Raw genomic sequence first — 15,856 nt, 5'->3', positions numbered from 1 at the left:
GGGACGTCCAAGGGGGCAACCATGATCGCATCCTGCCGGGATCCCCACCGGGACGCACTCCCATTTCACCGCTGTGACCAAGGCATTCGGACAGTTCCGATACCCGACGTCACCATTAGTCACGATGAAACGGAAGCGTGAGGCCGTGCAGACGATGCGTCTCCATGTGGTGGACCGGGCAGGCAACCCCGCCCCGTTCGCGAGTACGACCGCCTACGAGGCCCGCTCGGTTGCGGTTCCGTTCGGCAACTGCACCGAACCCTCCAACATCAAGGCCGGCGGAAAGAGTTGTGCCCTGCGGTTCCAGTGCGCCGGCTGCGGCTTCTACCGTCCCGATCCGTCCTATCTGCTGGCCATCGAGGAACACCTCAACAGCCTGCGTTCCGACCGGGAGACCGCCCGAGCGATGGAAGCCGACGATTTCGTCGTCCGCAACCTCACCGACCAGATCACCGCCTTCACCGGCGTCCTCAGCAGCATGCGCGAACAACTCGACGACATGCCTGATGAGGAACGATCCGGGGTGGAAGAGGCCAGCGCGATCCTGAGGAAGGTCCGAGCCACGCAGGACCACAAGCTGCTGCCTCTGACCGTCATCGGGCCGAAGGACGACAGTGACTCATGACCTGCCGGCCAGGACGCCGGGGGACGTGCTGAAGGCGGCCCGGCAGCGGGACAGCCTTACCAAGAGGAGCCGGGTGCTCAAGGCCGTGCAGGACATGCTCCAGGCGGGCGAGACCGTCACGTTTGCCGCGGTCGCCAAGCAGGCCGGAGTGTCCACCTGGCTCGTCTATGCCCCGGGCGTCCGCGAGCACATCGATCAGGCCCGCCAGCGCCAGGCCCTTGAGCCCGTCCGGGCCGCAGCCTCCGGACTCACCCTCAGTCCGACCAGCGCACGCACGGATCTTCTCCTCGCCCGCCAGGAGATCTCCCGACTCCGCGACGAAGTCCGCAGCCTGCGTGAAGGCATGCGTCTCCAACTCGGCCGTCAGGTCGACCAGCTGGACGGCCGCGACCTTCAGAAACGACTCACGGAGCTGACCAGCGAGAACCACCACCTCGCTGCGGATGCCTGCGCAGCGGAGACCGAGAACCGTCAGCTCAAGGACCGAGTCCAGTCCCTTGAGGACGACCTCGCGGCCGCCCGCACAAGCCTCCGTCGCATGATCCGTGACGAGAACCGCCCCACTGCCCCCTCCCTAGAGCGGCCCGGCAGCCGCCAGGCCGGAGAGCATCTGTTTCGTGGACCCGCCGGAGGCTGCCTCTTACCGCCGAGAGATCATGCGGATGTGACCCCTTGGATCCGCGCCTACGACGACGAGAGCGACACCTGGTCGTACTTCGAACTCGATGACGAGGGATGGGCGCTACGGCAGGTCGACCTGCAAGGACCTCAGCGCCGACTCGTGACTGCGGCTTCCCTGGCGGAGGTCGTCGAGGTCCGGGACCACGACAATCTCGCGGCGATGGCCGCCTACGAGCGGAAGTACGGAGTCCTCGCGGAGGGCAGTCTGCACGGGTGGCACGACGCGGGCGGCGCTGCCGAGATCACCCAGTATGAATTTGAGTCGACGTGGGCCGCTGCGCGGGAGACCCTCGACGCGAAGCGCACCGAGGAGACGAGTTGATCACGGAGTACCAGCAGAAGCTGCGGGAGCGCTACATCGCAGCCCCCGTCATGCCGGCCCCGGAGCCATGGCAGCCGGTGCTCGACCGCAGAACTCCCATCGGCGGCCTGCTCGGCATCGGCTTCGCAGTCCACCCCGACAGCGGGCACGACCTCGTCATGGTCGTCTCCAGCGACGGCCACGGGCTCTTCGACGCGGCCACCGGCGAGAAGATCGCCCGCGACCGGGATCCCGACCCCGACACCAGCATCCCCGACGCCCACCCAGACCTCACCTGCCCCGGACTCGGGCCGATCGAAGGCACCCCGGTCCGCATCGCCGGTCTCTTCGGCGGCGGCCTCCACAGCACCACCCCCGACGGCTGGACCCTGGACGTCGTCAGCCCCGAGTGGCCCCACGACCGCGTCATCCTCTCCGCAGACGCCGGGAGCCACAAAGGCCCGGCGGGAGAGGCGTGGTGGCACGTCTTTCACTCGGAGTACTCAGAACTCCGCACCGCCGGTTTCTCACCCTCCGGCCTCACCCTGGCCGTCGCCACCAGCAGCGACCTCACTCTCTGGACCCGGCAGAGGCTTCACTTCAACGACTGAGTGGAGCCCGGACGACAAGGGGAGGAAGCGGTAGATGAACCGGGCAGACCTGGCCGGGATGCTCAACCAACAGACCACAGCCTGCGCACCAGCAAGGGCAGCGCTTCTCGACGGAGGCGACTTCGTCATATGGGACGGCAGTGTCCCCGGCCAGCAACTTGCCAGCATCTACGCGGCTCGCCACCGGCGCGCAAGGAAACGGGGCACCGAGACTCTCGCCCTGTCAGCCACCGTCGACATCCTCACCCAGTACCGGACCACGCCGTTGCGCATCGGCTGCATCTTCACGCCGGGCAGAACCTGGGCCTTCATGCTCTTCCTCGCCGATGATGCCAGCGTCGTCCTCGCCTACACGGGAGTCCGCCAAGCCGACCGATGACAGTCGTCCTGCTCAAGCGACACTGTCCCCCACTACATGCCTCACGTCCCTCACGCCGCCAGATCAATCTGACCTGCGGAGAACGCGCCGAGACCCGAGATAATGATCGTCTTCAAAGCCGTGACGTAGAAAATTACGCGTACGCCGTCGATGTCGTCAACGTAGTCGCGCAGCAGGGTTCCCGGGATCTGCGTGCCGAGTTCCGGGTTGACGGAGATCGCGACGATCGCGCGGTCCAGGCGGTGCGTGTCGCTCGCGGTCAGCTTGGTGAGCTGAGTCAGCGCGGGCTCCACCATGATCACCCGCGAGCGGCGAGGTCCATGGTCAGGCGACACGGGCCTGCTCACCGGCGAGCGTCGCGAGGTGCGCGTCGCGGGCGGTCTCCCACGGCACGCCGCTGTCGGGCGACGGGTAGCCGTTGGCGGCGATGTCCTCCAGGACGCTCGCGAGGGTGTCCGTCTTGGCCCGCTCGCTGGCCGCGTACGCGCGGACCGCATCGGCGGCGGTGGGATCGAGCGGCTGGCGCTCGGGGGCCGACTGTTCGCTCATCGGGTGCTCCTGGGCGGTCATCTGGCGTGGTGTCTTCACGGTAGCGCCGCGGTGGGCGGCCAGACCCCGGTACGGACGAAGCGGGGCCCGGTGAGCCGATGGGCGGGTCACATCCCGTAGGACGACTCGACTTCGCTGACGATGCCCCGGGCCAGTTCGGTCAGGTCATCCTTGATGATCTCGAACTCGCCGTCCTCGATGAGCCCCGACCCTTCGAGGTAGAGGTCGCGCAGATAGGCGTGTACTCATGGGCGGCGGTGTGGGCGTGCGTCCCAGCGGTGGGTGGTCCAGGCTCGGCGGATCAGGCTACGGACGGTGATGATCGTGTCGGCAAGGTCGAAGTAGGCGTCAATGACGGTGGTACGGCGTTCGTAGCAGCGGGCGAGCCGGTGGAATGCGTTCTGCCAGGCGTAGGTGCGTTCGACGTGCCAACGTTGACTGGCCTGGATGGGTGCCTTCTCGCCTTTGTGTGCGATGCGGCCGAGGAGGCCGCGTTCGTTGAGCAGGGTGCGGGTCTTGTCCGAGTCGTAGCCGGCGTCCAGGTGCACGGTGATGTCGTCGGGTAACGGCCCCAGGTCGTACAGGCGGTCCAGGGTCGGGGCGAGCAGGGGGGAGTCGTGGCGGTTGGCTCCGGCCAGGACACGCCCCAGGGGAATGCCGTATCCGTCCGTCATGCCCGAGCGTTTCAGGCCCTGCTTGCCGCGGTCGACCGGTGAGCGTCCGGCGACCTCGCCGCCTCCGGGAGCCTTGGTGATGGAGCCGTCCACGGCGATCTGGTCGAGGACGAGGCCGACGATCCGGTCGTAAGAATCGAGTGCGATCTGCTTGAGCCGGGCGAAGACGCCCTGTCGTATCCACTCGTCGCGGCGGCTTCGGATCGTGGTCGCCGAGCAGGTGGTGTCGGCGATCGCCTCGTAAGAACAGCCGAAGCGCAGCAGTTGTAGCATCTTGTCGAAGATGATCCGGTCGCTGATGCGTCGGCGGTGGCAGCCAGGCAGCGCCGGCACAGGTCTCCCAAATGAGTGGTGTGCATCGTGAAGTTGCTGGTCACGGCTCTGGTGTGAGGGGCAGGAGAACTACTCGTGCTGGTCGTCGGCTGGTGTCCACGACGATCAGGTCAGAGGCCACGTGGCCATGCCGCGGGCTCGCCCTTGGTCCGCAGACGTCCCCGGGCCACGAGGCGGCCGACCCGTCGCTGCTCGGCTCGTAGAGCGACAGCAGACCCTCGACGTCACCGGCCTGCAGGTAGCCCATGAACAAGGGCCCCACCTGCTGAGGTGTCTCGGCACGGCGCCGGGCGGTGAGGCCGACCGGCTTGTCGCCCCGGTCGGCCGCGGCAAGCAGGTCTGGCGGGGGTGCGTATCAACGTGGGAGGGCCGGGCCTCAGCCTCGCGCTGTCACGCGGCGGGGCGTCCTGCGGGTGATCGGTGACGAAGTCGATTTTCAGGCCGCGCAGATGGTCAGGCTGCTGGTGCGAAGGCCGTGATTGCGTCGGCGAGGTCGGCCGGAGCTTCCAGCGGGATCAGGTGACCCGTGTTCGGAATCACCGCGAAGTCGGCTCCGGAGAGGTAGGGCACCAGGTTGTTGACGAGTACGTCGACGGGCTCGACATGGTCGTTCTCTCCGGCGACGACGAGGGCGGAGACGCTGATCATGCGGGTGTGCTCGCAGACGTCCTCCGCGATGCCGCGCAGCGGCCACTCCGTGCGGGCGGCGTCGGTGCTGGCCCGCGAGTCGGTCGCGATCTGCGACTTGATCGATTCGGGCAGCTCGGTCGCGGTGAGGATGTGATCCCGTGCGCCAGCGACGGACTCGTCGGAGTCGTAGGCGTGGGAAAGGCCTTCCCGGTACTCGGGAGTGATCCCTGCGGCGGGCTTCGCCGGAGCGGAACCAACGAGGATGATCCGGCGGAGGCCGGCGGGCCGGGTCGCCGCTATGAGCTGCGCGATCTTGCCACCCATGGAATGTCCGACGAGGACGTAGTCGGTGACGCCCGCGTCGGCGATCACGGCGAGCGTGTCGTCGGCGAGTTGGCGGAGGGTGTAGGGGCCGGCCAGGTTGCTCGAGCGGCTCCACCCGCGGAAGTCGACAGTGAGCATGTCGCGTCCCGCGAGGCGGTCGACGACGAGGTCCCAGGTGCGGGCGGATCCACCCCAGTAGTGCAGAAACACCAGGGTCGGTCCGGTCCCCGGCCGGTGGTCATAAGCGGGCAGTAGCGGCTGCTGCGTTGTGTTCATCGTGACTCTCTCGATCAGTGCTCTGGGGCGGTTGTTCTGTGTGTTTATTGAATCTCTTCCGCTGTGCCGGGGCATCGGCATGACTGGTCGCCTGATGGTGGAAACTGGACAGATGACCGTGATCCGGCAGATGACCTACCAGACCGTCGGGCGCCGTGCCGCCACTGTCGAAACCATGACGTTCGACCGCCTTCGCGAGCTGAACGACGGCGGGACACAGCGTGCCGACTTCCACGTCCTCGCCGTCGTCGATGCCGGGCACGGATCCGTCACCGTGGACTTCCTCCGACACCCGCTCCAGGAGCGGTCCGCAGTGTGGGTCGCTCCTGGAGCTGTGCACCGATGGGATGACATCGCTGGCGTGGCTGGGCACGTCGTGCTGTTCGTGCCGACCGCGCCGGTCACCCACGCCACCCGGGAGCTCGTCGCGTCCCCGGACCTGGTCGCACACTGGAGCATTCCCGATGCCGACTGGCCGTTCGTCGACACCGCGCGCAACCATCTCCTCCTCGAAGCATCCGCCCCACCCGGGGATATCTCGACGGAGCTGCCCGAGATCCTGCTCTCCGCGCTCATCGCCCGGCTCCGGCCCCCCCACGCCGAAGCACGGTCGATCAATCCGGTGTTCCGACTATTCCGGTCCAGCGTCGAAGCGCACTTCCGGGAACATCACGACGCCGGCTACTACGCCCGGACACTGGGATACGCGCCCCGCACCCTCTCAAGAGCGGTGCAGCAGGTCACCGGCCGCAGCGCGAAGGCGTACATCGTCGATCGGATCGTCCTGGAAGCCAAACGGCTCCTCGCACACGACCGCCTCACCGCGGCCGCCTGCGCCATCACGCTCGGCTTCCCCGACGCGTCCAACTTCTCGGTGTTCTTCCGGAAGGCGACAGGCATGCGCCCGGGCGCGTGGCAGGCGACGGTGACCGTCGAGTGAGGGGGTGTACTTAAGAAGGGCATCATCTATGATCACAGAGCGTCGCAACTCCATGATCGCCAGGGCCCTGTACCTGCCTCGCTGCTTGGGTACCACCGTGCCTATCTGTGCGACCGCGTAGTCGCGGATCTTCCCCACGATGAAGTCCAGGGGATAGCTCTTGTCCTCGTCCATGGAGCTGCCTTTCGGGGTGTGGTGGTCAGGCCGGGGTTCCGGTGAGCACCTGGGCGTCGGTGATCTGGGAGCGGGCGGCGATGGCGTGGCCGGTACACACGACGTACCGGCCGTCGGCGGCCTGGACGGTGTGGGTCGCCTTCTCCGGGCACGCGGCGTCCAGGCGGTCGTAGTTCCACGTGTTCAGGCAGGCGAGGTCCGTGCACCAGCTGCTGCGGCCCGCGCTGGAGCGCAGGGTGCCGCCGTGGTCGGGGCACACGCCCCACGGAACCGCGCACCGGTCGGGGTGGGCGGTGGTGTGCTGCATGTACGGCCGTCTGAGCGGGCGTTCTGCCTCAGCGGCACCCTCGGACCGGTGAGTGGGAGAACGGCGCCCAGCGGCGGCCCCAGCCGCCCCACCACCCGCGCGGCGGCCCCCGGCCGACGCCGCCCCACCCAGCCAGCGCAGCGCCCGGCAGTCCCCACCCCTCGCCGCCGCCCGCCCACACCCCACCACATACACCAACACCCAGGGACAAGAAGGGGCGGCAGAGAGGGGAAGTCAGCGACACGCACGGCTGAAAAACCGGCCTTGAGCTGCACAAATGCAGAGCCGCCCCAGAGAGCGGCGCAAGTGATCGTGCAAGCGATAGCGCAAGCGATCGTGCAAGTGATGCCCAAGTGATGTCACCGGCTCACCACGGCGCCGCCAGGCGCCCCCAGTGCGGCGGCCCCCGGCCGACGCCGCACCCCGCCTAGAGCCAGCGCAGCGCCCCGGGTTCCCCTCGCCGCCGGCCGCCCACCACCCACCCACCGCCAACACCAGGGATAAGAAGGGGCGGCAGAGAGGAGAAGTCAGCGCACTCACCACCGGAAAACCGCCGTATGACCTGCGGGAACGCACGACCGGCCCGGCAGGCAGCGCACCCGTTGTCGTACCCGTTGGCGCAGCCGTTGTTGCCACCTCACCACGGCCCACCGGCCGGGGCAGGTCGCGCTGCGTGGCCACGGGCCCCAGCCAGCCCCCTGGGCAGTGCCGGGCGCGGGCCCGGCGGGCCGGTTGCGCAGGCTCGCAACGGGGCCCGCCGGGCGTTGCGCAAGGCGCTGACCTGCCGTGGTGAGTTCCGCCCAGGGGCGTGGTGAGTGGCGGCCGGGCACGGGACACGGATATTTCCGTGTCCGCAGGGCCTGGGCGTAGAGCGCGGCCGCGGTCGTCTCGGTGGTCACCCGGGGATTCTCCACCGGGTGCCGACGGCGGCGCAGCCGATCCGAGGACCGGCCGCACCTGCTGGGCACTGCGCCGAACGGCTACTTTCCGTATCCGCGAGCTCGGCCGGCCCGCGCTCATCGTGCGCCAGGTCCTCGCGCCGGGAGTCCTGCCGGTCCTGGAAGCGGGCGTCCTGGAAGCGGGCGTCCTGGACGGCGGCTACGGCCTCTGCGTGCGTCATGCCCCGGGCCCGGCGGCGGACCGAGCCGCGGCCCGCCTTCGCCCAGTCGATCGGTTCGGGCGCGGCCCCGCCGGTGAGGGGGCGGCGCGGTAGCCGGGGCGCGGGAGTGCTCATCAGGGCCTCGCATTCAACGTCGGGAAAGAGGACGGGCCGCCACCCAGAGCGCTTCTGCGACGGGCCGTCACATGTGCCGAGGCGCGATAGTTGTCACCGGCGGAACGAAAGGCTGGCGGCAGAGCCGGGCCGAGGCGGTTATTCGATGTGGGCTTGCGGCTGTTGGTGGATTATGAGGGGATGACTACCTCCTTGTTCGCCGCGTCGGCGGCGGACCTGACGATCGAGCGCATACGCACCCTCGCTGCGCGGCCGGAGCAGGTGGAAAGCCTGACGCTGGAGTTCAAGCGCGAGTACTCCACCAGTCTGCTGAAGACCATCGCGGCCATGGCCAACACCTACGGCGGCCTGATCATGGTCGGCCTCATCGACAAAGCGGAGGCCGACAAAAAGGGCTGCGAGCAGGCCGGCCCCTCGGGCCGGTCGCCCTTGGGCGTGAACGGGCTGGGCAGCAGATCCCCGTCCAGCTCCTTCCACTCCTTGCCGACCAGCACCCGCGACAGATCGACATGCGAGAGGTCGACCAGCCAGGAGCCGGGCAGCTTCGGGTCGAAGACCGGGTTCTTGACCCGGGTCGGCGCTCCGAGGCCGACGATCGTGCCGTTCGCGCCGGCGGCGAAGGCCATGTTCACGTCGATGCCCACCAGGTAGCGCTTGAGGCACTCCTCATCGGTGATCGGGCGCGCCCAGTCGTACGCCTCCTCCAGCAGCACCTCGGCCGGGGTGCGCCGGTGGAAGCGCGGCAGATCGGCGAGCAGCGGGTGCCCGTCGGGGGCCTCGCACGGCGCGCAGTCGACCGGGTCCTTCCCCAGCGAGCCGGGGTTGTGCTCGCTGTGCCGCTTGCCGCTGGCGTCCGGTTCGCTGGCCCGTGTGGGCGGGTGCAGTGCGGTCATCAGCTCCAGGCCAGTCACGGCGGTGGAGCCGCGCGGCGTCATCACCCGGGTCGCGTACGTGCCCAGGAGGCGGGCGAGTTCCGCCGGCGGAAGCTGCCCGGCATCGGCCCAGTGCCGGGTGTCGAGCGCGTCCCAGCCCGGGATGCACAGCTGCACGCACAGGCGGTCGGAGCCCTGCGCCGGGCGGTAGATCTGCGCCCACGGCCCGAACCCGCGCTTCGTCAGCTTCCACTCCGCCCGCGCCAGCTGCTTGATGACCTTGTGGCCCTCCGACAGCCGACCCGACAGGCGCTCCTCCTCGGTGAGGTGGAGCGGCAGCCCGTACCGCTCGCACGCGGCCTCGGTGAGCACGATCAGCGGGTCGGCGTCCTTGCCCGGCCCACTCAGCCTGGGCGCGCCCAGCTTCGCCTCCGACAGCGTCCAGTCGACCAGGGCCGGGATGGACTTGGCGGGGACATCGAGGACCAGGCCGCCGACGCAGTAGGCGAAGACCTGCCCGTCTTCGACGTCGACGACCGCGAGCGGCCCGTGGGCGAAGCGCGGGTCGACGCCGGCCGCGGCCGGGGCGGGCTTGGCCGGGGCCTTCTTCGCCGCTGGACGCCGCGATGTCGCCGACGGCCTGGTGGCGGCCGCCGTACGGGACGGAGCGGGCGCGGGGCGCTGCGGGGTGTTCTGTTCAGTGGTCATGGCCGCAGCCTCGGTGGCCGGGCCTGTGGACACAGGACGCGCTTGTACGGGCTCGGCCTCGCGCGGCGCGGGCGCGGAGGGGCCGGCGAACGTCTCGGGCACCGCCGTGTCTTCGCCGGGCGCCGTGGTGTTGGCGGGGTAGAGCTCCGCGAGCTTGTCCAGCAGCCGGGCGTACGCCTCGCGCTCCGGCGGCCGCGGTTCGGTCTTGCCGCTCTCCCAGCCGCTGACGGTCGCGCGGCGCACCTTCAGGGCCCCGGCCACCTGGTCCAGGGTCAGCCCGTGTGCGGCGCGCAGCCGCTTGCGCTCCGCCGGCCGCGGCAGCGGGGACGCGGACGCGATCAGCGCGTCGACCGCGTCGAACAACTCAGACATGGAACACCTCCTGACCCCTTTGGCGTACGGATCGCGTACGTTGCGCGTTTGATGGCGGGAACGTGCACACTTTTGTAAGGTGGTGTGCATGACGACGGAGAGCACCTACTCGATCGTGGAAGCCCGCGCCCGGCTTGGCGCCATCGCGCGCGAGGTCAGCGCCACCCGTGAACCGGTCGCCATCACCGACCACGGTCAGACCATCGCGATACTGGTCAGCCCCGCCGACGCCCTCGAACTGCAGGAGATGCGGGCGCAGGCCGCCTACCGCTCCCGTCAGGCCCGGGGTGAGAGCGCCGGCGTCCCGCACGACGAGGCGTACCGCCGCGTGTTCGGCGGAGATGAGGCGTGAGCTACGAGGTCATCTGGGAGCCCGAGGCCCTCGCCCAGGCGGAGCGGTTCGCCAAGGACGATCCCGACGGGGTGCGGCAGGTGTTCACCGCCGTCGACCGTCTCGCCGACGAACCGAGGCCGGAGGGCGCGTTCGGCAGCACCGACGTGCTGCGCATCCACGTCGGGATCTACCGCGTGATGTACGAGATCAGCGACCATCGGGTCCGCATCAGCGTCATCCACCTCGGACGCCTGCGCTGAACGATGACCGAAGGGGGGTGGGGTGGCCTCACGGATTGTGGGATATCCCGTGGGTTCGTCTTGATTCTCCGCACCTCGCGGTCACCTCGTCGCCCCGGGTTACGAGCTCCCCGGGGGTGCCAGGAGCACACAGTGGATCATGAGGGTTCTTCGGGATTCCTGACGAAGCCTCATGATCCACTTCCGGGATCGCAGGCAAGGGGCACAAACTGCCTGGCCAGAGCCGCCGGGGCGTCCTGAAGGTCCGCCGGAACCCACGGGATATCTCACAAGAGGTCGTATCTCTGCCCCCTCTGCGGGGGCACCGGCTCGGGTCCACCTTGTTCGCCACAGGGATCACTCCCCGGGCAAGGCCGGCCTCGGCTGCTGCTCGATTCACCATATAGCTTTCACTATCCAGGACCTGGAAGGCCCTGCCGTAGGCCGGTGCGCCCGGTCCTGGAGATCATCCCACCTCGCCGTTGACCCACCGACAGGAGGAGGACACCGAACGCTCGGGCTTGCCGACCAGCAGGCCGCTCACCGCCCGGGACCGCTGCACATCAGTTCGCAGGAACGAAAGTGGTATCTGAGTTGCCCACTACAGCATCCGAGAAGGCCCCAAGAGCAGCCAGGGCGAACGCAGCCGCCCGGCCCAGCGGCACCGTTCATGCCCACCGGGTGATGCGAGTCGTCCAAGCCCTCGCGCTCCTGGGCAAACCTGCCGGCCCGAGCGAGATCGCAGAAGTCACGGGCCTCGACGCCACAGTCGTTTTCCGGATCCTCCAGTCCGGGCTTACGGGCGGAGGGGAGCGGACCTTATGGGATGGCATGGCGGACGATCCATGCCATCCAGCGGGATTCTTCATCCGGCTTCCACCGGGCAAGTACCGGCTCGGCCCGGGTGCAGCACAGGTCGGTATGGAGGCCATGGCGCAGACGCCGGGCCCCGAGGTCTCCCGTCCAGTCCTGGAGGCACTCGCTCGGCAGCAGAACGGTATGGCGCTCCTGTGGAAGGTCTCTCCGTACGGCACGCCGCAGCGGACCGTCGCGGACTTCGCCCCCGGCCGGTACGGCTGGGACAGCCTGGGCCTGTCCATCGGCCAGTCCGTCGAGCTCACCTCCACTCTGCGTGTCGGCGCCTCGGGGCGTGCAATCGCCTCCCGCCTGCCGCCAGCCCGGATCTCCGAGATCCTGGGGCAGCCGGTCCCCGTGGACGCCGGTCCTGGAGCGATCCGCGACAGCCGCCAATACCAGGCCGCCGTCGAAAAAGCCCGCCAGAACGGCTACGCGATAGGCCGCGAGGAGATCCCCGAGTGGGACGGCATAGCGTCACCCGTCATGTGGGGCAGAACCGTCTACGGGGCGTCGTCATCATCAAGCCCGCTTCCTTGACGAGGGACCGGGCCGCTCCCGTCACCGCGATCCGGGCCGCCGCCAACCGCCTCAGCTTGCTGATCTCGGACGGCGCTGGCGCCGCCTACTCCCTGACCGGATAGTTCGGCGGTGGGGCCCCGCCTTCCCCGCTATGCGGCACGGTCGCCGTAGCCCCACCGCACCAGCACGCCCTGGCCCATTCCCTCCGGCCGTCCTCATCGCCCCACTCTTCCGCTCCATCAGGGTCGAGCGGGTCGGGTGCTTCTGGGCCACCGCCGGCGGCTCCCTGGAGCTTGAGGAGGACTTCCCCGCCGCCGCCCGGCGTGAGGTGCTGGAGGACTCGGCATCGACGGCGTGAAGCTGGGCCCGCTGCTGGCCGAGCGCAGCCAGCAGCCCCGTCGGCGGACAGCTCGTCCGCCAAATCGACGCTCGCCGACATGATCTGCGGGAACACGCCCGATGGGGTGTCGCACGACGAAAATTACTTTAAATATCGCCTCGTACGGCCGGGCCACGGCGGCGCCGGGCGCTGCTGCGGCCCCCGCTGGCATCGGCGGGCCGGCTCTTCGCCGCTGCCTTGGCAGCCTGGAGTGCGACCCGGGCCAGGTCGATGCCACTGATCTGGGGCTCGGTCACGGGACGATCCTCCGGACGGGGATCTGGGCGGCGGTCGCGAGCGTCATCAGTCGTGGCGGATCGTCCGGGTTGGTGAGGAAGGCCCAGGCGCAGGTCCGCCCCGTGTGCCACGAGCTTCTGGTTGCGTACGAGCGGTGCCTGCTCGTAGTGCTCACCCAGGCCCTTAGCAGCGAGTATTCATTCGTCCTGGAGCACTCAGCTGAGACCGAAGCCGACCGTTTCGTTGACGAGTGGGCCGCGCAGTACGACACGCTCGTCGTGCCAGGTCTCCAGCAGGATGTCCTCCACCGCCTGCTGGTCGGGCCAGTCGGGTGATGCCGCCACCAGGACGGTGACAGGCCGGAGTCCGAGTCCGGGCCAGCTGCTGATGGTGCAGTGCTCGCCCAACAGCTCACGGATCCTGCGCAGGATCTCGGGTGATCGCTGCTTGGCTTCGTCCCGTGCCTCGGGGGTCAGGGCCTTGGTCACCAGTTCCTGGCCGTGCCGTCCGAGCGTGACCGGCACGATCAGGTCTGCGAGGTCCCTGCCCAGCAGGTCGCCCCACTTTTCCGTGACCAGGCGGGGAACCCGGGTGGCGTGGGGCCGGACGATGAAGCCTGTGATCTCGATGCCCTGCACGTATTCGTTGATCTTCGTGAGGAGTGGTGTCGCAAGCAGCTGCAGCTGGGTCTTCCAGGCCGGCCCGGTGCACTCCACGTGGACTCGATGCTGGGAGTCGAAGCCGAGCGGAGTGACGTGGGCCGCGACGTCGTCGCCGACGGCTGGCAGCCACCAGGCGTCAAGGTCGGCGAACCATTCGGGGCGTTCCAGGCTCATAGGAAGACTCCCAGCTGGACGTTGGAGGAGGCGTTGAGGCCGGTGCACTGGGCTGCCAGCTCGATGCCATAGAGGTCGATTGCGTCGTTTTCGTCATCGTCAAGGTGATCGATGACCAGCTGCGGGTTGAAGAGCGCGGCCGCGCGGGCCGCCCGTCGGTCCTCATCCGTCCGTACGACGGCGGCTACGACCGACTCCCAGACGGCGGCGGCCTGCTGGCGCTGCTCACACCAGGCCCGCCACTCCGGGTTGTCCAGCGGGTCCGCCCCAGTCGCTGCGGCTGCCAGCTCAGCAGCGTGCACGGCCCGCCGGGCAAGCTGCCCCTTCGGAGCCCCTCCCGGAGAGGCCTCTCAACTTGCAAGGCAGTAGGAGTTTCATACCTGTCCGCGCTGTGGCGCCGGCGTACCCGACCGGGGCGACGAGAACACCTGCAGGCTGTGTCTGCAGACCCCACCGCAGGCCCCGGCGCCCTTTGCACTCGCCGCCGAGCAAGACCGCGTCATCGAACAGGTCACCGAGACAGAAGAACTCATTAAGCGCAGCACACGTCGGCTCGACAGCCTTGAGTCCGCCCGTTCCGCCCAAGCACGCCGCCGCACCGAGCTCGGCGAACAGCTCGACCGTGCGACGGGCACATACGTCACCGACCAGACCGAACGCATCCGAGCCGTCGCCGCCCAGCAGGCCCGGCTGGAAGAGCACCTTGCCCGCATCAACGACTCCCTCGCCCTCCATGACCGGCTCCAAGGCCAGAGCGAACGTGTGGCCGAACTGGAGCGGGAACAAGAAGACCTCAACAGCCGCATCGCCGCTGCTCGACATAGCAACCCGGCCGTCCATGAGCGCCTGGACAAGCTCGACACAAAATTCGAAGCTACTCTCCGCAGCTTCGACGCGCCGCGCTTCGACAAGCGACCCGGCTCTCGCATCTGAAGTTTCGCCATTGGGAGTGTCATGAATCGGCTCATCCAAGATTTTCGTAGCCGGTGATCGTCGGCGCTGACGAGGCGTGACTTCGCGCTCGTGCGGCGGGGTGCTGGGGCATGTCCGACGAGGTGTTGGTCGTGCTGCTTGCTCGACTCAGGCCCGTGGTCGTCGAGTCGGTCGCGGTCGTCGACGGCGTGTTGGTCATCACCGCCCGCACCCGGGGCGGTGATGCTAGAGACGTGTCGCAGTCCGGATGAGGTCGGCGACGGCTCTGGACCGGCTGTGCGGTGGCCAGGCGATCACGGTGGTGACTGTCGGCGCGTCCAGCACGGGCACGGCGGCGAGGTCCCCGTGCAGTTGGGCTCGGCACGACTCCGGTGAGATCGTGCAAGCGCGGCCGAGCGCGATCAGCTGCAGCAACTGCGTGTGGTCGCGGACCTGCGGGCCGGGGCCGGGCGGGTAGGTGCCGTCGGGGTCGGGCCAGCGTGGCAGGGGCAGGCCTGGCAGCGCGCTGATGTCGGCCATGTGCACGTGCGCCCGGACGGTGAGCGGATGCCCGGCCGGCAGGACCACAACCTGGCTCTCCGTGCTGAGCTCTTCGGTGTCGAAACCGGCTGTCGAGTCGAACGGCCGGTGCAGCAGCGCCACGTCGGCCCGGCCCTCGCGCAGGAGTCGTTCCTGCTCGGCCGGGCCGCACAGGGTGACGTCGACGGGGACCGCGTCGGGTTCGGCGGCGTAGGCGTCGAGCAGTTTCGCCAGCAGTTCGCTGGACGCGCCGGCTTTCGTGGCCAGGACCAGGCCGGGATGGCCGGTCGCGGCGAGGGCGGCGCGGCGGGTCCGGCGCTCGGCGGCGTCGACCGCGTCGAGGGCCGCCCGGCCCTCGGCCAGCAGCACCGAGCCGGCCTCGGTCAGCGTGACGGTGCGGCTGGTCCGATCCAGCAGCGCTGCCCCGAGCCGGCGTTCGAGCTGCTGGATCGCCCGCGACAAAGGCGGCTGTGCGATCCCGAGCCGCTGCGCGGCGCGCCCGAAGTGCAGCTCTTCAGCGACAGCGACGAAATATCGCAGTTCCCGGGTCTCCACGCAGCCATGCTATCCCGGGATCGATACCTGGGCGGTATCGTTGCCCACCTAATCGGTGTTGGACCCCTCGCCAGGGTCCGAGCCAGCATGGTCCCTATGACTGAACGGACGATTGCGCTGGTCACCGGCGCGAACAAGGGAATCGGGTACGAGATCGCGGCAGGCCTGGGCGCCCTCGGCTGGAGCGTCGGCGTCGGAGCCCGCGACGATCAGCGCCGTAAGGCCGCGGTGGAGAAACTGCGCGCGGCCGGCGTCGAGGCGTTCGGCGTACCGCTGGACGTGACCGACGACGCGAGCGCGACCGCCGCCGCACGGCTGATCGAGGAGCAGGCCGGGCACCTCGACGTGCTCGTCAACAACGCCGGCATCACCGGTGGCATGCCGCAGGAGCCCACCCGGGTCGATCCCGCCACCATCCGGACGGTCGTGGAGACCAACGTGATCGGCGTCATCCGCG

General features: G+C 69.1%; 21 protein-coding genes and 3 pseudogenes. 12 read left to right on the top strand and 12 right to left on the bottom strand.

All coding sequences use genetic code 11. The features are described 5' to 3' along the window. Window positions 1–124: 124 nt before the first annotated feature. The 4 genes from FCI23_RS49410 to FCI23_RS49390 are packed head-to-tail and all read left to right on the top strand — an operon-like array spanning window position 125 to window position 2,597. Window positions 125–625 (top strand): hypothetical protein, encoded by a 501-nt coding sequence (locus tag FCI23_RS49410; protein ID WP_136730531.1) that lies wholly within the window; start codon window positions 125–127, stop codon window positions 623–625. After that, window positions 615–1,628, top strand: a complete 1,014-nt coding sequence (locus FCI23_RS61600; protein ID WP_246144796.1) for a DUF6262 family protein — start codon at window positions 615–617, stop codon at window positions 1,626–1,628. The genes FCI23_RS49410 and FCI23_RS61600 overlap by 11 nt, the downstream gene beginning before the upstream one ends. After that, complete coding sequence (locus FCI23_RS49395; protein ID WP_136730530.1) at window positions 1,625–2,218, top strand: hypothetical protein; 594 nt, start codon at window positions 1,625–1,627, stop codon at window positions 2,216–2,218. The genes FCI23_RS61600 and FCI23_RS49395 overlap by 4 nt, the downstream gene beginning before the upstream one ends. Before the next feature lie 34 nt (window positions 2,219–2,252). Then, the gene (locus FCI23_RS49390; RefSeq protein ID WP_136730529.1) at window positions 2,253–2,597 is read left to right on the top strand and encodes a hypothetical protein; all 345 of its coding nucleotides are present in this window, start codon (window positions 2,253–2,255) and stop codon (window positions 2,595–2,597) included. A 50-nt stretch (window positions 2,598–2,647) separates the two neighbouring features. Here the strand turns inward: FCI23_RS49390 and FCI23_RS49385 are convergent, their stop codons facing one another. From FCI23_RS49385 to FCI23_RS49365, 4 genes and pseudogenes are all read right to left on the bottom strand, one after another. Further along, complete coding sequence (locus FCI23_RS49385; protein ID WP_246144797.1) at window positions 2,648–2,893, bottom strand: hypothetical protein; 246 nt, start codon at window positions 2,891–2,893, stop codon at window positions 2,648–2,650. 28 nt (window positions 2,894–2,921) lie between these two features. Further along, window positions 2,922–3,146, bottom strand: coding sequence for a hypothetical protein (locus FCI23_RS49380; protein WP_136730527.1), 225 nt, complete (start codon window positions 3,144–3,146; stop codon window positions 2,922–2,924). A gap of 245 nt (window positions 3,147–3,391) precedes the next feature. Further along, window positions 3,392–4,138, bottom strand: a pseudogene (locus tag FCI23_RS49375) (IS5 family transposase); the annotation flags it as partial. Between the two features lie 468 nt (window positions 4,139–4,606). Next, the gene (locus FCI23_RS49365; RefSeq protein ID WP_136730526.1) at window positions 4,607–5,383 is read right to left on the bottom strand and encodes an alpha/beta fold hydrolase; all 777 of its coding nucleotides are present in this window, start codon (window positions 5,381–5,383) and stop codon (window positions 4,607–4,609) included. A gap of 112 nt (window positions 5,384–5,495) precedes the next feature. Here FCI23_RS49365 and FCI23_RS49360 point away from each other — a divergent pair, with 112 nt between their 5' ends. Next, the gene (locus FCI23_RS49360; protein WP_136730525.1) at window positions 5,496–6,323 is read left to right on the top strand and encodes a helix-turn-helix domain-containing protein; all 828 of its coding nucleotides are present in this window, start codon (window positions 5,496–5,498) and stop codon (window positions 6,321–6,323) included. 199 nt (window positions 6,324–6,522) lie between these two features. On the opposite strand, the gene FCI23_RS49355 is transcribed toward FCI23_RS49360, so the two are convergent. Further along, a complete protein-coding gene (locus FCI23_RS49355) occupies window positions 6,523–6,804 on the bottom strand; it encodes a hypothetical protein (RefSeq protein WP_136730524.1) in 282 nt (93 codons plus the stop codon). Between the two features lie 895 nt (window positions 6,805–7,699). Next, on the bottom strand, window positions 7,700–8,038 hold the full coding sequence (locus FCI23_RS49350) for a hypothetical protein (RefSeq protein ID WP_136730523.1): 339 nt from the start codon (window positions 8,036–8,038) through the stop codon (window positions 7,700–7,702). Between the two features lie 180 nt (window positions 8,039–8,218). Between FCI23_RS49350 and FCI23_RS64375 the strand changes: the two are divergent. After that, window positions 8,219–8,365 (top strand): annotated as a pseudogene (locus tag FCI23_RS64375) (hypothetical protein); the annotation flags it as partial. 77 nt (window positions 8,366–8,442) lie between these two features. On the opposite strand, the pseudogene tap reads toward FCI23_RS64375, so the two are convergent. After that, window positions 8,443–9,990, bottom strand: a pseudogene (tap, locus tag FCI23_RS49345) (telomere-associated protein Tap); the annotation flags it as partial. 88 nt (window positions 9,991–10,078) lie between these two features. Here tap and FCI23_RS49340 point away from each other — a divergent pair. The 4 genes from FCI23_RS49340 to FCI23_RS49325 all read left to right on the top strand — a co-directional run bounded on the left by FCI23_RS49340 (window position 10,079) and on the right by FCI23_RS49325 (window position 12,298). Continuing rightward, window positions 10,079–10,342 carry a type II toxin-antitoxin system Phd/YefM family antitoxin gene (locus tag FCI23_RS49340; RefSeq protein WP_136730522.1) on the top strand — a complete coding sequence of 88 codons (264 nt, stop codon included), beginning with the start codon at window positions 10,079–10,081 and terminating at the stop codon, window positions 10,340–10,342. Beyond that, window positions 10,339–10,584 (top strand): type II toxin-antitoxin system RelE family toxin, encoded by a 246-nt coding sequence (locus FCI23_RS49335; RefSeq protein ID WP_136730521.1) that lies wholly within the window; start codon window positions 10,339–10,341, stop codon window positions 10,582–10,584. The genes FCI23_RS49340 and FCI23_RS49335 overlap by 4 nt, the downstream gene beginning before the upstream one ends. 909 nt (window positions 10,585–11,493) lie before the next feature. Continuing rightward, window positions 11,494–11,958: an IclR family transcriptional regulator gene (locus FCI23_RS49330; protein WP_136730520.1), complete on the top strand. Its 465-nt coding sequence runs from the start codon at window positions 11,494–11,496 to the stop codon at window positions 11,956–11,958. Window positions 11,959–12,091: 133 nt separating this feature from the next. Next, entirely contained in the window at window positions 12,092–12,298 is a 207-nt protein-coding gene (locus FCI23_RS49325; RefSeq protein WP_136730519.1) for an NUDIX hydrolase, read from the top strand. A 128-nt stretch (window positions 12,299–12,426) separates the two neighbouring features. Here the strand turns inward: FCI23_RS49325 and FCI23_RS57605 are convergent, their stop codons facing one another. From FCI23_RS57605 to FCI23_RS49310, 4 genes are all read right to left on the bottom strand, one after another. Continuing rightward, complete coding sequence (locus FCI23_RS57605) at window positions 12,427–12,576, bottom strand: hypothetical protein (protein ID WP_169317349.1); 150 nt, start codon at window positions 12,574–12,576, stop codon at window positions 12,427–12,429. A 195-nt stretch (window positions 12,577–12,771) separates the two neighbouring features. Then, window positions 12,772–13,392, bottom strand: coding sequence for a DUF721 domain-containing protein (locus FCI23_RS49320; protein ID WP_136730518.1), 621 nt, complete (start codon window positions 13,390–13,392; stop codon window positions 12,772–12,774). Next, entirely contained in the window at window positions 13,389–13,694 is a 306-nt protein-coding gene (locus FCI23_RS49315; protein WP_136730517.1) for a hypothetical protein, read from the bottom strand. Before FCI23_RS49315 ends, FCI23_RS49320 begins: the two co-directional genes overlap by 4 nt. Then, window positions 13,681–14,364, bottom strand: a complete 684-nt coding sequence (locus tag FCI23_RS49310) for a hypothetical protein (protein WP_136730516.1) — start codon at window positions 14,362–14,364, stop codon at window positions 13,681–13,683. Before FCI23_RS49310 ends, FCI23_RS49315 begins: the two co-directional genes overlap by 14 nt. Before the next feature lie 71 nt (window positions 14,365–14,435). Between FCI23_RS49310 and FCI23_RS57600 the strand changes: the two genes are divergently transcribed. Continuing rightward, entirely contained in the window at window positions 14,436–14,576 is a 141-nt protein-coding gene (locus FCI23_RS57600) for a hypothetical protein (protein WP_169317348.1), read from the top strand. Here FCI23_RS57600 and FCI23_RS49305 read toward each other — a convergent pair. Then, complete coding sequence (locus FCI23_RS49305; RefSeq protein WP_136730515.1) at window positions 14,551–15,399, bottom strand: LysR family transcriptional regulator; 849 nt, start codon at window positions 15,397–15,399, stop codon at window positions 14,551–14,553. The two genes, FCI23_RS57600 and FCI23_RS49305, sit on opposite strands and share 26 nt — an antisense overlap. A 96-nt stretch (window positions 15,400–15,495) precedes the next feature. Here FCI23_RS49305 and FCI23_RS49300 point away from each other — a divergent pair. Then, on the top strand, window positions 15,496–15,856 hold a 361-nt coding region (locus FCI23_RS49300), incomplete at its 3' end, for an SDR family NAD(P)-dependent oxidoreductase (protein ID WP_136730514.1).

Origin of the sequence: Actinacidiphila oryziradicis, assembly GCF_005047355.1 — a bacterium.
In the GTDB taxonomy this organism is placed as follows: domain Bacteria; phylum Actinomycetota; class Actinomycetes; order Streptomycetales; family Streptomycetaceae; genus Actinacidiphila; species Actinacidiphila oryziradicis.
The sequence above is the reverse complement of the archived record's forward strand: the minus strand, read 5'-3'. Positions and strand labels throughout refer to the sequence as shown.

Bases quoted from the DNA above. Each gene is read 5' to 3' on its own strand.
- FCI23_RS49390 (WP_136730529.1), top strand. From the start codon at position 2,253: ATGAACCGGGCAGACCTGGCCGGGATGCTCAACCAACAGACCACAGCC.
- FCI23_RS49355 (WP_136730524.1), bottom strand. From the start codon at position 6,804: ATGCAGCACACCACCGCCCACCCCGACCGGTGCGCGGTTCCGTGGGGC.
- FCI23_RS49365 (WP_136730526.1), bottom strand. From the start codon at position 5,383: ATGAACACAACGCAGCAGCCGCTACTGCCCGCTTATGACCACCGGCCG.
- FCI23_RS49360 (WP_136730525.1), top strand. From the start codon at position 5,496: ATGACCGTGATCCGGCAGATGACCTACCAGACCGTCGGGCGCCGTGCC.
- FCI23_RS57600 (WP_169317348.1), top strand. From the start codon at position 14,436: ATGTCCGACGAGGTGTTGGTCGTGCTGCTTGCTCGACTCAGGCCCGTG.
- FCI23_RS49350 (WP_136730523.1), bottom strand. From the start codon at position 8,038: ATGAGCACTCCCGCGCCCCGGCTACCGCGCCGCCCCCTCACCGGCGGG.
- FCI23_RS49410 (WP_136730531.1), top strand. From the start codon at position 125: ATGAAACGGAAGCGTGAGGCCGTGCAGACGATGCGTCTCCATGTGGTG.
- FCI23_RS49380 (WP_136730527.1), bottom strand. From the start codon at position 3,146: ATGAGCGAACAGTCGGCCCCCGAGCGCCAGCCGCTCGATCCCACCGCC.
- FCI23_RS49340 (WP_136730522.1), top strand. From the start codon at position 10,079: ATGACGACGGAGAGCACCTACTCGATCGTGGAAGCCCGCGCCCGGCTT.
- FCI23_RS49325 (WP_136730519.1), top strand. From the start codon at position 12,092: ATGCGGCACGGTCGCCGTAGCCCCACCGCACCAGCACGCCCTGGCCCA.
- FCI23_RS49385 (WP_246144797.1), bottom strand. From the start codon at position 2,893: ATGGTGGAGCCCGCGCTGACTCAGCTCACCAAGCTGACCGCGAGCGAC.
- FCI23_RS49320 (WP_136730518.1), bottom strand. From the start codon at position 13,392: ATGAGCCTGGAACGCCCCGAATGGTTCGCCGACCTTGACGCCTGGTGG.
- FCI23_RS49330 (WP_136730520.1), top strand. From the start codon at position 11,494: ATGGCGCAGACGCCGGGCCCCGAGGTCTCCCGTCCAGTCCTGGAGGCA.